This is a genomic window from Hydrogenobacter thermophilus TK-6, assembly GCF_000010785.1.
Classification (GTDB): domain Bacteria; phylum Aquificota; class Aquificia; order Aquificales; family Aquificaceae; genus Hydrogenobacter; species Hydrogenobacter thermophilus.
Map to the genome: position 1 here is coordinate 405,277 of NC_013799.1, position 13,886 is coordinate 419,162.

A 13,886-nucleotide genomic window follows, 5' to 3' on the forward strand; every position below is an offset into this window, starting at 1 on the left:
TGGTTCTTGCGAAGCTCCTTTTATTGTGTCTTTTGCTTTTGAGAGCTATGGCACATTTGAAAGCTCTGAAAATGTTATATCTAAGGATTTTTAAACAGTCTCGTTAAAAGTTGACATGGTTGCATTTTGTGTGCTATTATGCTACTAAATTCCTTAATGGGAGGTTAAAAATGTGGATATTGCTGTTGGTTTTTATGCTTTTTGGTGTGGTTTTGGCTAAAGGTGAGTGTGAGGAAATAGAGGGATATGCCTCTTGGTACGGTAAAGGTTTTCACGGAAGAAGAACTGCAAGCGGAGAATCCTTTGACAGATACAAATATACGGCAGCTTCCAAGGTATTTCCACTAAATACCTATGTGCTTGTAAGAAATCTTGAAAATGATCAAGAAGTAATAGTGAGAATAACCGACAGAGGACCTTTTGTAAAGGGTAGGATACTTGACCTTTCAAAGGCGTCAGCGGAAAAACTGGGCATACTCAAAAAGGGTATTGTGAAAGTAAAAGCTATGCCCCTTTACTGCGTAGCGGATGTGGATAGGGGCGATGAAGATGAGTATATAATGGACATCATTAGAACTTTTTAGCATCTGTTTATTACAAGTGTGCCACACCCTCCCAGGCTATCCTTCCTGAAGCGTGTGGAGAGACTTACTCTTATACCATACCCCCGTAGATATAGAAATCTCTCCTCATACTCACTTTTGCTCATGGTTTCAAAAAAGCCTGTACTGTTGTAGTAAAGGAGTGTAGCGCTTACTCCCAGATCACGCACAAGTTTTGCAAATTCTTCAAGGTCTTCGTAGCTGTCGTTTACACCTTTGAGGAGGAGGTATGCAAGGCTCACCTTTTTTCTCTTTCTCTTTGACATTCTGGGAAGCTCTTCTCTGAGCATATCAATGAGAGCATTTAGATCACCGCCGTGAGGTATAAGTTTTCTTCTCTTTTCTGATTTTGTAGAGTGTATGGATATGGTTAGTCCATTGTGAGGAATATGTATAAGCTCTCTTAGGTGTATGTGAGGAAAACCTGTGGTGTAAAAGGAAACCTTTAAACCTTCCTCTTTGAACTTCCAGAAAGCTCTTATCACATGGGAATAATTCATCAAAGGCTCACCTATACCTGCTACTGCTATCCTTTTTATGGGGAGAGTGTCTCTTAGAAGGTAATACTGGGCTAATATCTCTTCATAAGTCAAATTCCTAACAAATCCTGCGCTTCCAGAAAGGCAGAAGGGACATCTTATGGCACAACCTACCTGAGTAGAAATGCACAGGGTATCACCTCTGTAAAAGACTGCCTCTATTTTGTTGGAGTCTTCAAGTTCAAAGACAAAAAGCCTGTTAAGTTCACTCTTGAAGGTTGATAAAAGCTTCATCTTCTTTGTAAGCTCTTCTACAGCAAAGTCCACAGCTTTTACAATGCCTGAGAGCCTTCTCGTATCCGTAAGGCAGAAGTGATGAGATGCTTAGCTCTTCCTTTTTCCCTTCGGACTCTATGAGTACTTTGTCCATAGGTGGGTCTATGTAGAGAAGCTTGTAGATTTTACCCTTAAAACACAGCTCTGTTCCCACCTCAGGAAGAAGATTCCTTATCATGTAGTTGTCCCTCTCATAGGCAAGACAGCAAAGAAGCCTTCCACAGGGACCTGTAAACTTGGTAGGTGAAAGAGGCAGATTCTGATCCTCTATATCTTTGAGGGATATAGACTCAAAATTCTCGGAGAACCTTACGCAACAAGGTATATCACCGCACGCACCTACCCATCCTGTCATTTGCACAGCATCCCTCACACCTATCTGTCTCATCTCTATCCTTTTCTTTACAACCTTTGCCAGATCCTTGACAAGATTTCTAAAGTCAACCCTCTGTTCCGAAGTATAGTAAAAGAACACCTTCCCGGCATCTAAGGGTATGTATGCCTTTATGAGTTTCATGCCAAGTCCATGCTGAGCTATCTTTTCCTTACAAAGTGAGTAGAGGTTTTGCGCCTTTTTTTCGTTCTCCTCCATCTTTAGTATATCTTCATCCTTTGCCTTCCTTAAAAAGGTTGCCTTTATCTGGGATGGCTGCTTTGATAGGCCAAGCACCTTAACTACCTCTTCACCCTTTTCTGAGCTGACTACTATAAGGTCATCTCTTTTTATGCCATCGTCCCACACACCCTCTACTTGGAATATCTTCCCAGTATCCTGAAACCTTGCCTTTATGTAAAGCATGGTTTTAATTATACACCTTCACACTATCTTAACAAAATAGCTTCATACTTAAATGAGCGCTTAGCCTCTCCCCTGCCTCTCCTTTTACCTTTTTTTAAAGACGCTTAAATTTAAAGATTGGTTTATAATATCCCAGCGGAGTAGTTCCATGATAAAGAAGGTGTTTGAGAGGCAACTAAGCTGGCTTGAGAGGATATTCTTTGTTGACTTTATAAAAGGGCTCTCTGTTACAATAAGGCACGCTTTTAGTAAAACTATAACCACCCATTACCCTTACGAGAAGCTAACACCTCCTAAGAGGTTCAGAGGCTTCTTGGGACATAAGGTGGTAGATGGGAATGAGCCCCAACCAGCCTTTGATGAGTGGGTGGAAAGGTTTAAAATAGAGGTAAGGCCCGGAAGGAGCAGGTGCGTTGTGTGTATGCTTTGCAAAAGAGCCTGTCCAGTCCCACAGCTCTTTGAGATAGAAGGCGAGAAGCTTCCCAACGGAAAACGGGTTGTTAGCATTTTTAACATGAACCTTATGCTCTGTACCTTCTGCGGTTTTTGTGTAGATGCCTGTCCTGTAGACTGCCTTTTTAACAGCGATATTCACGAAACGGCTTCTTACACGAGGAAGGATGCTATTTTAAACCTTGAGGCTTTGGAGCAGATAGGTAGGGACTGGCAGGCAAGAAGAGAGAAAGAGCCTGACAGAATTTGGATAGATAACCATCAAAGGCAAAAGCTCTGGCGTGAAAACGACCTTAAACTGCCGGAGGTAAAAGGGTGATACAGTGGATCACCTTTTTACTCTTCTCCTTGCTGGCTGTTGTATCCTCATTGGGTGTGGTTTTACTCCCCAATCCAGTTTATGTTATCCTATCCCTCCTTTCTTCCCTCATAGCTATAGCGGGAGTGTTTTTTGTAGCTGGTGCAGAGCTTGTCGGTGCTTTACAACTTCTCATATATGCAGTTGCCGTAACGGTTTTTTATGTGTTTGTCCTAACCGCTGTACCTTGGGAGAAGGCGCTTAAAAAGGACTCTCATTACAGGGTTGAGGGTGTCTTGTCTTTCCCCATCCTATTGCTCCTATACTTTGAGATATTGATAGTGTTTTCTCTGGGTGTGAGCGCATCACCTAAGGGGCAGATAAAGGAACTTTCAAAGAAGTTTGGTAATACGGAAGTCATAGGTAGCATCTTATTCAGCAAGTACTTTTTTGCCTTTGAGCTTGTTTCTCTGGTGCTTTTAATAGGTATGATAGGTGCTGTTATAATAGGTAGGAAGGAGGCTCAGACCTATGACAGCAATACCCCTTGAGGCTTATATGCTGTTAAGCATAGTTATATTTGGTCTTGGTCTTTTTGGTATAGTAGTTAGGCGCAACTTAGTGACAGTGCTTATGAGCACCGAACTGGCTTTGAATGCAGTTAACATCGCTTTTGTAGGCATTGATGCTCATCTGAGTTTAGCAAACGGTCAGATCTTTGCACTTTTTATCATAGCTTTGGCTGCTGCTGAAGCGGCTGTGGGCTTAGGCATCATAATATCCATATTCAGGCTGAGGCGTGTAGAATCTACGGATGAAATAACTGACATGAGAGGATAAAATGGAAGCGCTGGTGCTGTTTTTGCCACTCTTTGCCTTTTTGGTGGTGGGTCTTTTGGGCAGATACATGGGAGACCTTCTTTCGGCACTCATCACCATAGGCGCAGGCTTGCTCTCTTTTGTACTCTCCCTTACCATACTCTCTAAGGCTATCTCTTCACCCTTCAGCGTCAAGCTCTATGACTTTCTGCCCTTCCTCTCCTTTGGTCTTTACTTTGATGCTCTCTCTTCCATTACCAGCGCTGTGGTCACTCTTGTGGCCTGTCTCATCTTTGTTTACTCTATAGGATACATGCACAACCTATTTGGTCACTGGACTTTTAAGTTCTACGCTTACCTGTCTCTGTTCCTCTTTGCCATGCTCCTTATAGTTCTGTCTGACAACCTGCTTGGTATCTTCTTTGGCTGGGAGGGTGTTGGTCTTGCCTCTTACCTGCTTATTGGTTACTTCCACACTCAGAAGAAGGCTGCGGATGCTTCCTTGGAAGCCTTTGTCATGAACAGAGTGGGTGATTGGCTCTTCATTTTTGGCATAATCTCTTCCTTCTATATTTTTGGGTCTTTGTCCCTTTTGGACATATTTGGAAAGGTGAGCAGTGTGCCTTCTGCTCTTCTTTCTGTCTGCGCACTTCTTCTCTTTGGTGGTGCTGTTGGAAAGTCTGGACAGCTCCCTCTTCACACATGGCTTCCCAACGCTATGGCAGGTCCCACGCCAGTTTCTGCTCTTTTGCACGCTGCCACCATGGTAGCAGCAGGCGTTTATATGGTGGCAAGGCTATATCCTCTGTTTGAGGCAACTCCCGAGAGTCTCAAGGTGGTGGCGCTTATAGGGGGCATAACTGCGCTCTTTGCAGCTTTGGCTGCCACATCCCATACGGATATAAAGAAGATAATAGCCTTTTCCACCATGAGCCAACTGGGACTTATGTATCTGGCACTGGGATTGGGAGACAAAGCAGGAGCCATGTTTCACCTTACCACACACGCCTTTTTTAAAGCCCTGCTATTTTTGGCAGCAGGGTCGGTCATCCACGCCTTTCACCACCAGGTGTACGACATATACCAAGTAGGAGGGCTAAAGAAGTACATGCCAGCCACCTACTGGAGCTTTATAGTGGGAGCGTTGGCACTCTCTGGCATATTTCCCCTTTCTGGGTTTTTCAGCAAAGACAGGATAATAAGCAGTGCATACGAAGCAGGTACAGGATGGGGACTTTTGGCAAGCTTTGTAAGCCTACTCACAGCCTACTACATCTTCAGGGAAGGATTTGTAATGTTTGTCTCAAAGAGAGAGTATGAGGAAAAGCCACACGAGAGTGAGAAGGTGATGGTGCTACCCATGGTGGCACTGAGTGTGCTTTCCGTAGTATCAGGGCTTATAGAAGGCTGGTACATGAGAGTGATGGGAAGCAAGAGTGAGCTTCACCTTAGCATAGCCATAAGCTCGGTTTTGATAGGGCTGACAGGTATAGGGATAGCGTATGCAGTGTATGTGAAGGGGGCAATAGACCACCGCAGAGCATACAGAGCATTAAAACCCATTGCGGACACCTTCAGGGAGCAGTTTTACACCGAAAAGCTGTACCACAAACTGATAGCATACGGATACCTTGTGGTTTCTAAAGCGCTTTATCGCATAGGCGATAGAATTACCATAGACGGATTTATTAATCTTTTGGCATTTCTTTACTTTAAGGTGGTTAGGTTTCTGTGGATGAAACTGGATATTATGGTTGTTGACCTCTTTGTTAATGGTGTGGCAAAGCTATCCTTTAAAACTGGAAGATACGTAAGAAACCTTCAAACAGGTCTTTTAAACAATTATGTACTGTTTCTTTTGATGGGTATAGTTTTCATACTCGGTGTGATAACTTACTCTCTGAGGTGAAAGGATGGAAAGGCTGGAGGCTACTTTCCCACTCTTACCACTTAGTATGATGGTGCCGGTTTTTGGTAGTCTCTTGATACTTTTGCTACCTGAAAGGTTCTCCAAAGGGATAAGTCTTTTTTCAGCGGGGATAAGTTTTTTAATAGCTCTCTCTTCGCTTCTCTTCTTTGACTTTTCAAAGGCACAGGCAGTTCAGTTTTACCAATACTACCCGCTCATTCCCGAACTTAAAGTAGGTCTCGCTTTGGGGCTGGATGGTCTTTCTATGCTTATGTACCTTCTTACTACGCTTGTGTCTTTCGTCGCCATACTCTGGTCTGTAAGGGATAGACAGATAAACCACAGACTCAGAGAGTATTACCTTTGGTTCTTACTTTCTGAGGCTTTCCTCATAGGTGTTTTTTCAAGCTGGGATCTTATGGTGTTTTATGTCTTTTACGAGCTTACCCTGGTGCCTATGCTCTTTGTTATAGGCATTTGGGGATACAAGCTGAGGCTCTACTCCGCTTATAAGTTTTTCATATACATCTTCGTCTCTTCTCTCTTTCTGCTTTTGGGTATAGTGAGTCTTGCTGTAGAGCATTACAAACTTTTCGGGAAGTTTTCTTTCAGCTACTTTGACCTTTTGAACAACCACTACTCTCTAGAATATGGACTTTTCCTGTTTTTACTCTTTTTTATAGCCTTTGCTGTAAAAACGCCTATTGTACCTTTCCATACATGGCTTCCCGATGCACACGGTGAAGCTCCTACTGCTGGCTCTGTGGTGCTTGCCGCCATTCTCCTTAAGATGGGGACTTATGCCCTTCTGAGGTTTAACATAGGACTTTTCCCCGAGGTGGCCGTCTTTTTGATGCCTGTCTTGGTGCTTTGGGGTATCTTCTCTATAGCTGTGGCATCGTGGTACACTATAAGTCAGAGCAATGTCAAGAGGTTCGTTGCTTACTCTTCAGTAAGCCACATGGGCTTTGTTGTTACTGGTATGTTCCTTCTCAATATGGAAGGTCTGAGGGCAAGTATTATGGAGATGTTCGCTCACGGTCTTACATCTGCCTCCCTGTTTATGATAGCCGGATTTATATATAACAGGCTTCACAGCTTTAACATGGACTCTCTGAAAGGTAGCGCTAAATACATGCCACTCTTTGCTATTATCACAGTTCTGACTGCCTTTTCCTCCATGGGTCTTCCGGGTGGCTCTTCCTTTTGGGGTAAGTTCCTCACCATCCTCTCCGCGAGGGAGTATACTACCTTACTGGCTTTTCTGGTGCTTGTGGGTGCTTTCTTCAGCGCAGTCTATATCCTTTACCTTATGAAGGTACTCTTCTTAGACAGTAAGGAAGAGAGCAAGCTCGTACACTTTACCGATGTGAGAGGTTTTAAGTTATCCGCCTTTTTACTTTTGGTATTTCCTATGTTTATGGTTGGGCTTGCTCCTTACCTGTTTTTTAACATATTTGATAAGTCCGCTAAGGAGCTTTTGCTTTTAGTAATGCGCAAATTGGTAGGAGGTTAGTGTTTTATGGAGCTGAGGGATTTGGTAGGAGTTATTGAGTTTCCCCATCTACAACTCCTTATGCCGGAGATAATAGTTTTGCTCACGGGCTTTATTCTTTTCAGCTTAGACCTTCTTTACAAGAAAGCTCATCACAGACTTTTTACAGTTGTGAGCGCAGTAGGTTATACCTTAGCTCTGCTTTACATAACCTTAAATCCTTTCCTGTCGGGAAGCACCTTTTACCATCTTTATGTTAGAGACACCTTCTCCTCCTTTCTGCAGTTTTTTATGATACTTATAACCTTATTTGTTCTGGCTTTTGCTTATAGATACTATCAGCAGAAGCTCTCTTTGTATAGGGAGTTTTATTACATACTTTCTTTCTCCTTGGTAAGTGCTATGTTTTTGGCATCATCTTACCATCTTATCACCCTTTATGTAGCTCTTGAAGGGGTTTCTATTTCCTTTTATATACTTACCGCACTTCTCAGAGGAGACTTTAACTCCAAGGAGGGAGCTTTTAAGTATCTTATACTTGGTGGTATCAGCATTGCTTTGGCTTCTTATGGTGCTGCCTTTATGTACCTTTACGCAGGGTCGCTGGACCTTAAAGAGATACTGACACACGTAGGAGAAAACAGGTATTTTCTTGTGTTGGGGCTTGTCTTTTTCTTAATAGGTTTTGCCATAAAGATAGGTGCTGTACCTTTTCACTTTTGGCTTCCTGATGCTTATCAGGGTGCACCTACACCAGTCACCGCCTACATGGCTTCGGTGGGAAAGTTGGCTTTTTTTGCACCCGTTGTAAGGATCATGCCGCTGATTGAAGAACACTTTGCTTATGCGTGGGTCATTACTGTGAGCATCATATCTGCCATGACTATGCTTTATGGTAATCTGGTGGCTCTGGTTCAGAAGGATGTCAAAAGGCTTCTTGCGTACTCTTCAATAGCTCATTCAGGATATATACTGGCTGGTATATCCGTTGCAAAGGTTATAGGACTAAAGGCTGTACTCTACTTCTTGGTTGCCTACGCTCTTATGGGCGCTGGTGCTTTTTTAGTGCTAGCTTTGCTGGAAAGACACCCAGAGTGGCAAAACAGGATGGAGGAATTTTCTGGGCTCAGATTCAGCATGCCTTGGGTGGCAACCTCCTTTATGATATTCATGTTCTCCCTTCTGGGAGTTCCGCCTACGGTGGGTTTTGTGAGCAAAGCTTTAATATTTACTACTCTCTCTTTTGACAGGCTATGGTGGTTAGCCTTTATTATGATCCTGGCAACGGGTATCTCAACGGGTTATTATGTGAGGCTGGTGGTTTTGACCTTTATGAAGGAAAACAGTAAACCCTTTCAGGTAAAAAGTTCTCTTGCTGAAAGAATAGTGCTTATAGTCCTGACCTTGTCCGTTGTATTTTTGGGAGCTGTGCCTATAATAATATGGAGTTTTGTCAGTCCATCCGCAGAAATGCTCTTTAAGAGGTGAAGTATGGATTACATGGGGCTTTTGGCATTTTTTGGAGTTATGTTGGCACTCGCTCTTATACTTATATCTCTCAACGCTCTGCTGGGTCCAAAAACTCCAGAGAGTATGGAGGACTATCCTTACGAGTGTGGTGTTCCCCTTTATGACCAGAGCGCTCAATCCACCTTCCATCAGGGGTATTATCTGCTGGGTCTTTTGCTCCTTCTCTTTGACATAGAAGCTGCTTTTCTATTCCCTTGGACAGTGGTGTATAAGTATCTTGGGGTTTTTGGTTTTATTGAGATGTTCCTCTTTATACTGATACTCACTTACGGGCTTTTGTATGCCTGGAGAAAGGGTGCCTTAGACTGGCAGTTTGAAGAGGAAGTTTTGGAGAGGTAAAGCCATGCCTTGGGCAAAGGAAGAGGACTTTATAGAGTTAAAAAAGAGATTTCCAGACCTTGAGGTGGAGGTAAAACCCACCATTACCAACCTTCACATAACTAAAGAAAAGCTCATAGATCTGCTAAAGGTTTTGAAAGACCAGCTTGGTTTTAAGCTTTTTGTGGACCACTCGGTTATAGACTTTCCAGACAAAAAACCCAGGTTCCAAGCTTTTTACATACTTTACCATGTGGATGAGAGAAAAAGGGTGGTGGTCAAAACATGGACGGACGGTACGCTTCCTAGTATAGAAAAGCTTTGGTTTGCCGGCAAGTGGGCAGAGAGAGAGTGCTACGATATGTTTGGCATACGCTACGAAGGACACGAAAACCTTGTGAGAGCCTTCATGTGGGAAACCTATCCATACCATCCTTTAAGAAAGGACTTTCCTTTGGAAGGCTATGCCAATACATATCTACCTTCTCTCAACGAGGTGCTAAGAGGTGACGAGCTTACAGGAACTATGAACTATGACAGGATGCACACAGCTGTGCCAACACTTGAGGATCTTGAGATAACCGAAAAGAGAAGGCTCAAAAAGAAGGCTCAGATAGTTTTAAACTGGGGACCTTTGCATCCTGGCACTCACGGCACCATGTGGTTTCTGTTTGACCTGGAGGGTGAGAGGGTTGTCCAGTGTGATGTGATATTGGGTCAGCTTCACAGAGGCGTGGAAAAGCTGGCGGAGAGCCAGATGTACAACCAGTTTTTGGTCTATACAGACAGAATGGACTACATATCCGCTCTTTGTTCCAATCAGGCTTGGGTGGTGGCGGTAGAGAGACTTTTGGGTATAGAAGACATAGTGCCTGAAAAAGCCAAGTACATAAGGACTATGATGTCCGAGCTTCAGAGGATAAACTCTCACCTTCTTTGGCTTGGTACTTACGCATTGGACCTGGGAGCTTTAACCATCTTCCTTTATGCCTTTAAAGAAAGAGAGAAGATTATGGACATCATAGAAGGCATAACGGGGGCAAGGCTCACCATAAGCTACCCAAGAGTGGGAGGAGTGAGGATGGACCTACCAGAAGGGGCACTAGAAGTCATAAAAGCCTTTATAAAGAGATTTCCCAAAGAGCTCAGAGACTGGGAGAACATACTCACCAGAAACAGAATATGGCTCAGAAGGAATGTGGGAGTGGGGGTCATAAACAAGGAAGATGTTTACTTTTACGGACTTACGGGTCCTGTGGCAAGAGGTTCAGGGGTGGCTTACGACCTTAGAAAGCTGGAGCCTTATGATGCTTATCCTTTTGTGGAGTTTGACATTCCTGTGGGTGAAAATGGAGATGTTTACGATAGATACCTGGTGAGGCTTGAGGAGATGAGGCAAAGCGTCAGAATCATAGAGCAGTGCGTAGCCTTCCTTGAAAAGCTCCCACCTTCTGCTCCTTACTTTGCAGAATCTCCGGACCCCAAGAAGATAAAGCTTTCCTTAGATGGGATAGGTCTCAAGGTGCCAGAAGGTGAAATATACTCCTCGGGAGAAAACCCAAGGGGTGAGCTGGGCTTTTACATATACTCAACGGGGGGTGTAAAACCCTACAGGGTGAAGATAAAGCCGGGTAGCATGTACAACCTTTGTGTCTATCCCAAGCTTATGCAGGACAGGGTGATAGCGGATGCGGTTGCCATACTTGCCAGCCTTGACCCGGTAGTGGGAGAAATAGACAGGTGAGGAGGTGCTTATGGAAAACATAGTAGCAAGTTTGATAATCGTAGGTATAAAAATACTTGTTCTCCTTGCCATAGTGCTGGGGCTTGGTGCTTACCTGACGCTGGTGGAAAGAAAGGTAGCGGCTCACATCCAGAGAAGACCCGGTCCTATGGTGGTGGGCTGGCATGGACTTTTGCAACCTCTGGCAGATGGTCTTAAACTCCTCACAAAGGAGGATCTCTTCCCAAGGTACGGCAACAAGTTCCTTTACAACCTTGCCATAGTTATGGCTTTGGTGCCTGCCTCTTTGGTGTTTGCCGTTATTCCTTTTGGTCCAGAGTTTGAAGTCTTTGGTATTCGGGTAAAGCCTATACTCACAGATGTGAATGTGGGTCTTTTGCTTTTTTTTGCTTTGGGTTCCCTGGCGGTTTATGCCATAGCTCTCGCAGGCTGGGCTTCTAACTCCAAGTACGCTCTTATAGGCTCCATGAGGAAAGCGGGTATAGTCATATCTTACGAAGTGGTAATAACCTTTGCTGCCATGGGTCCCATCATACTGGCTCAGAGCCTCTCCACCTACTCCATAGTCCAGAACCAGATAGATCAAAAGCTCTGGTACATATGGCTTCAGCCTGTAGCCTTTGTAGTTTACATGTTTGCCATGCTGGCAGAAACGGGCAGAGTTCCATTTGATGTGCAGGAGGCTGAGGCTGAGCTGGTTACAGGTTTTACCGTAGAGTACGGGGGTATGAAATTTGGACTTTTCCCCTTGGTGGAGTGGTATGTAGAAACGCTATCTTTGTCTGCCATTGGTGTTATTCTCTTCTTGGGTGGCTGGTCTTCTATAAACATACCTTTCGTAGGCTTTTTTGATCCCCTGTTCTTCTTGGGACCGCTCTCTCCCTTCGTGTGGTTCTTACTAAAGGTTGGACTTGTGTTTCTTTTCGTCCTCTGGCTTCACTGGACACTTCCGAGATACAGAATAGACCAGATCACCTCCACAGCATGGAAAGTGATGCTGCCTCTCACCTTCGTTAACTTGGTGTTTACAGCCCTTATAGCACCTCTTGTGTGGAAGTGATTCTTCTTACCGGTATACCCTTACTGTGGAGGTACTCTTTTAGCTCGTGTATGCTTATTTCTTTGAAGTGAAAGAGTGAAGCGGCAAGAGCAGCATCCGCCTTTCCATCTGTAAAGACACTGTAAAAGTGTTCAAAGGTGCCTGCACCCCCGGATGCTATAACGGGGATATTTACGCTTTCTGCAACCGCCCGCGTAAGCTCTACATCGTATCCGCTTTTTGTGCCATCCGCATCTATGGAAGTGAGAAGTATCTCACCAGCTCCAAGAGATGCTACCTTTTTAGCCCACTCTACTGCGTCCAAACCTGTGGGAGTTCTACCGCCGTTTATATAAACCTCCCAGCCACCGTATTTTCGCTTAGCATCTATAGCCACAACTATGCACTGAGACCCAAATCTTATAGCCGACTCTCTTATGAGACCTGGGTTCTTAACTGCAGCCGTGTTTATAGACACCTTATCAGCACCGGCCAGAAGAAGCTTTCTTATATCCTCTATGTCTCTTATGCCACCTCCTACGGTAAAGGGCATAAAAACCTGCTCCGCCACACGCCTTACCACATCTATCATAATACTTCTGCCTTCGTATGATGCGCTTATGTCAAGAAAGACAAGCTCGTCCGCTCCCTGCTCTTCGTATGCTTTAGCCACCTCTACAGGATCTCCAGCATCCACCAGGTTTTCAAACCTTACTCCCTTTACAACTCTTCCCTTAGCCACATCAAGGCAAGGTATTATCCTTTTGGCAAGCATTATCTCCTCCTGTCCAAGCTCTTATAAATATCACCAAGATAAAGCCTGTAATACATAGGCCTTCCGTGAGGGCAAACCTCCCTATTTTCAAGGCTCATCCAAGCTTTTACAAGCTCCTTAGCCTCCTCCTTGGAAATAGCCTTTCCCGCTTTGATGGCAAATGCACAGGAACGCTCCACCTCACGAGTCTTTTCGTAAAGAATCCTCTCCGAGAGAAGGTGCTGGTCAAAAAAGTAAAGGTAATCCCCTATCCTTACAAGGATAAGGGTGTTATCTATTATGTCTATCACCACAGGCGTAGGAAGATAATACGCTCTCTCCTGGGCCAGCTCAAAAGGATACCACTCTTGCCTTCTGAAAAGCTCTTTTATCATTTCCTTAATAATGTTCTCTTTGTATATTCTCACCTCTCTCTTTTTGGGATGGACATTCACATCCACCATATAGGGAGGTAGGTCTATGTAGCACACGCAGATTTTTTTGTATCCTACAACCTTTCTTATATACTCCAAAAGATTTTTGTTGTGAACAGGTCTTGAGTTTACAAAAAGATAAATCTCACCTCTTGAGCTTTCCAAAGAAGTGTAAAGACTTATGTTTATACTGTTTTTTTCAATGCTTTTTTCCTCAAACTTGCATCCAAATAGAGCTTCTATTCTCTCTTTTTTATCCTCGCAAGGGTAAAGATCAAGAACTTTCCTACCATTGGAGTGAAGGGTGAAATGCACATTCCAATTTGATAGAGCGTATTCTTTTATAAGCTTTATTATTTTATTTCTTTCTGTGTCTTCTTTTTTTAAAAACTTTAGCCTTACGGGAAGGTTGTAAAAGAGGTCATAAACTTCAACACATGTGCCTACTGGCATACCAATTTCCTGCTTATTTATTACCTTGCCACCTTCTACCTCCATCTTTATACCTATCTCATCCTGAAAGAACCTTGACTTTATGATCATTTTGCTCACTGTAGATATGGCATAGAGCGCCTCCCCTCTAAAACCGTAGGAACTAATACTCATAAGGTCGCTCATATCTTTTATCTTGCTGGTTGTCCACCTTTGTACCACCTTATGCACATCTTCCCTGTGTATGCCTGTGCCGTTATCTCTCACGCATATGTACCTTTTACCACCTTTTAGCATCTCCACATCAATTCTTGAGCTTGACGCATCCAGTGCATTCTCCACTAGTTCCTTCACGCAATCTGCTGGACTCTCTATGACTTCTCCGGCGGATATTTTACTTATTACTTCCTCTGGAAGAGTATAAACAAACATTCTAAAATATTAA

The 13,886-nt window shown here is 43.8% G+C and carries 14 protein-coding genes; 10 read left to right on the forward strand and 4 right to left on the reverse strand.

What is annotated here, in order from left to right; genetic code table 11:
• The first annotated feature begins 170 nt into the window (after nucleotides 1-170).
• On the forward strand, nucleotides 171-584 hold the full coding sequence (locus tag HTH_RS02045) for a septal ring lytic transglycosylase RlpA family protein (protein WP_232500450.1): 414 nt from the start codon (nucleotides 171-173) through the stop codon (nucleotides 582-584).
• Here the strand turns inward: HTH_RS02045 and HTH_RS02050 are convergent.
• Nucleotides 581-1,375, reverse strand: coding sequence for a radical SAM protein (locus HTH_RS02050; RefSeq protein WP_012963052.1), 795 nt, complete (start codon nucleotides 1,373-1,375; stop codon nucleotides 581-583). The two genes, HTH_RS02045 and HTH_RS02050, sit on opposite strands and share 4 nt — an antisense overlap.
• On the reverse strand, nucleotides 1,347-2,216 hold the full coding sequence (locus HTH_RS02055) for a PSP1 domain-containing protein (RefSeq protein WP_012963053.1): 870 nt from the start codon (nucleotides 2,214-2,216) through the stop codon (nucleotides 1,347-1,349). The genes HTH_RS02050 and HTH_RS02055 overlap by 29 nt, the downstream gene beginning before the upstream one ends.
• Before the next feature lie 148 nt (nucleotides 2,217-2,364).
• Between HTH_RS02055 and HTH_RS02060 the strand changes: the two genes are divergently transcribed.
• Genes HTH_RS02060 through nuoH form a run of 9 tightly spaced genes read left to right on the forward strand, consistent with a single transcriptional unit; the run spans nucleotide 2,365 to nucleotide 11,842 of the window.
• On the forward strand, nucleotides 2,365-2,988 hold the full coding sequence (locus HTH_RS02060) for a NuoI/complex I 23 kDa subunit family protein (RefSeq protein ID WP_012963054.1): 624 nt from the start codon (nucleotides 2,365-2,367) through the stop codon (nucleotides 2,986-2,988).
• Nucleotides 2,985-3,518: an NADH-quinone oxidoreductase subunit J family protein gene (locus HTH_RS02065; protein ID WP_012963055.1), complete on the forward strand. Its 534-nt coding sequence runs from the start codon at nucleotides 2,985-2,987 to the stop codon at nucleotides 3,516-3,518. The genes HTH_RS02060 and HTH_RS02065 overlap by 4 nt, the downstream gene beginning before the upstream one ends.
• Nucleotides 3,499-3,807 carry an NADH-quinone oxidoreductase subunit NuoK gene (gene nuoK, locus HTH_RS02070; RefSeq protein WP_012963056.1) on the forward strand — a complete coding sequence of 103 codons (309 nt, stop codon included), beginning with the start codon at nucleotides 3,499-3,501 and terminating at the stop codon, nucleotides 3,805-3,807. The genes HTH_RS02065 and nuoK overlap by 20 nt, the downstream gene beginning before the upstream one ends.
• A gap of 1 nt (nucleotide 3,808) precedes the next feature.
• Nucleotides 3,809-5,695, forward strand: a complete 1,887-nt coding sequence (gene nuoL, locus HTH_RS02075; RefSeq protein WP_012963057.1) for an NADH-quinone oxidoreductase subunit L — start codon at nucleotides 3,809-3,811, stop codon at nucleotides 5,693-5,695.
• A gap of 4 nt (nucleotides 5,696-5,699) precedes the next feature.
• Nucleotides 5,700-7,211 (forward strand): complex I subunit 4 family protein, encoded by a 1,512-nt coding sequence (locus HTH_RS02080; protein WP_012963058.1) that lies wholly within the window; start codon nucleotides 5,700-5,702, stop codon nucleotides 7,209-7,211.
• Between the two features lie 6 nt (nucleotides 7,212-7,217).
• On the forward strand, nucleotides 7,218-8,678 hold the full coding sequence (locus HTH_RS02085) for an NADH-quinone oxidoreductase subunit N (protein WP_012963059.1): 1,461 nt from the start codon (nucleotides 7,218-7,220) through the stop codon (nucleotides 8,676-8,678).
• Between the two features lie 3 nt (nucleotides 8,679-8,681).
• Nucleotides 8,682-9,059 (forward strand): NADH-quinone oxidoreductase subunit A, encoded by a 378-nt coding sequence (locus HTH_RS02090; protein WP_012963060.1) that lies wholly within the window; start codon nucleotides 8,682-8,684, stop codon nucleotides 9,057-9,059.
• 4 nt (nucleotides 9,060-9,063) lie between these two features.
• Complete coding sequence (locus HTH_RS02095) at nucleotides 9,064-10,782, forward strand: NADH-quinone oxidoreductase subunit D (RefSeq protein ID WP_012963061.1); 1,719 nt, start codon at nucleotides 9,064-9,066, stop codon at nucleotides 10,780-10,782.
• Between the two features lie 10 nt (nucleotides 10,783-10,792).
• Nucleotides 10,793-11,842, forward strand: a complete 1,050-nt coding sequence (gene nuoH / locus HTH_RS02100; protein ID WP_012963062.1) for an NADH-quinone oxidoreductase subunit NuoH — start codon at nucleotides 10,793-10,795, stop codon at nucleotides 11,840-11,842.
• On the opposite strand, the gene hisF is transcribed toward nuoH, so the two are convergent.
• Together hisF and mutL are read right to left on the reverse strand one after the other, a co-directional pair.
• Nucleotides 11,817-12,596, reverse strand: coding sequence for an imidazole glycerol phosphate synthase subunit HisF (gene hisF / locus HTH_RS02105; RefSeq protein WP_012963063.1), 780 nt, complete (start codon nucleotides 12,594-12,596; stop codon nucleotides 11,817-11,819). The two genes, nuoH and hisF, sit on opposite strands and share 26 nt — an antisense overlap.
• Nucleotides 12,596-13,873 carry a DNA mismatch repair endonuclease MutL gene (gene mutL / locus HTH_RS02110; protein WP_012963064.1) on the reverse strand — a complete coding sequence of 426 codons (1,278 nt, stop codon included), beginning with the start codon at nucleotides 13,871-13,873 and terminating at the stop codon, nucleotides 12,596-12,598. The genes hisF and mutL overlap by 1 nt, the downstream gene beginning before the upstream one ends.
• Nucleotides 13,874-13,886 lie beyond the last annotated feature (13 nt).

Excerpts from the sequence above, each read along its gene's own strand:
- HTH_RS02045 (WP_232500450.1), top strand. The coding sequence starts at position 171 with ATGTGGATATTGCTGTTGGTTTTTATGCTTTTTGGTGTGGTTTTGGCT.
- HTH_RS02050 (WP_012963052.1), bottom strand. The coding sequence starts at position 1,375 with ATGAAGCTTTTATCAACCTTCAAGAGTGAACTTAACAGGCTTTTTGTC.
- HTH_RS02055 (WP_012963053.1), bottom strand. The coding sequence starts at position 2,216 with ATGCTTTACATAAAGGCAAGGTTTCAGGATACTGGGAAGATATTCCAA.
- HTH_RS02060 (WP_012963054.1), top strand. The coding sequence starts at position 2,365 with ATGATAAAGAAGGTGTTTGAGAGGCAACTAAGCTGGCTTGAGAGGATA.
- nuoK (WP_012963056.1), top strand. The coding sequence starts at position 3,499 with ATGACAGCAATACCCCTTGAGGCTTATATGCTGTTAAGCATAGTTATA.
- nuoL (WP_012963057.1), top strand. The coding sequence starts at position 3,809 with ATGGAAGCGCTGGTGCTGTTTTTGCCACTCTTTGCCTTTTTGGTGGTG.
- HTH_RS02080 (WP_012963058.1), top strand. The coding sequence starts at position 5,700 with ATGGAAAGGCTGGAGGCTACTTTCCCACTCTTACCACTTAGTATGATG.
- HTH_RS02085 (WP_012963059.1), top strand. The coding sequence starts at position 7,218 with ATGGAGCTGAGGGATTTGGTAGGAGTTATTGAGTTTCCCCATCTACAA.
- HTH_RS02090 (WP_012963060.1), top strand. The coding sequence starts at position 8,682 with ATGGATTACATGGGGCTTTTGGCATTTTTTGGAGTTATGTTGGCACTC.
- HTH_RS02095 (WP_012963061.1), top strand. The coding sequence starts at position 9,064 with ATGCCTTGGGCAAAGGAAGAGGACTTTATAGAGTTAAAAAAGAGATTT.
- nuoH (WP_012963062.1), top strand. The coding sequence starts at position 10,793 with ATGGAAAACATAGTAGCAAGTTTGATAATCGTAGGTATAAAAATACTT.
- hisF (WP_012963063.1), bottom strand. The coding sequence starts at position 12,596 with ATGCTTGCCAAAAGGATAATACCTTGCCTTGATGTGGCTAAGGGAAGA.
- mutL (WP_012963064.1), bottom strand. The coding sequence starts at position 13,873 with ATGTTTGTTTATACTCTTCCAGAGGAAGTAATAAGTAAAATATCCGCC.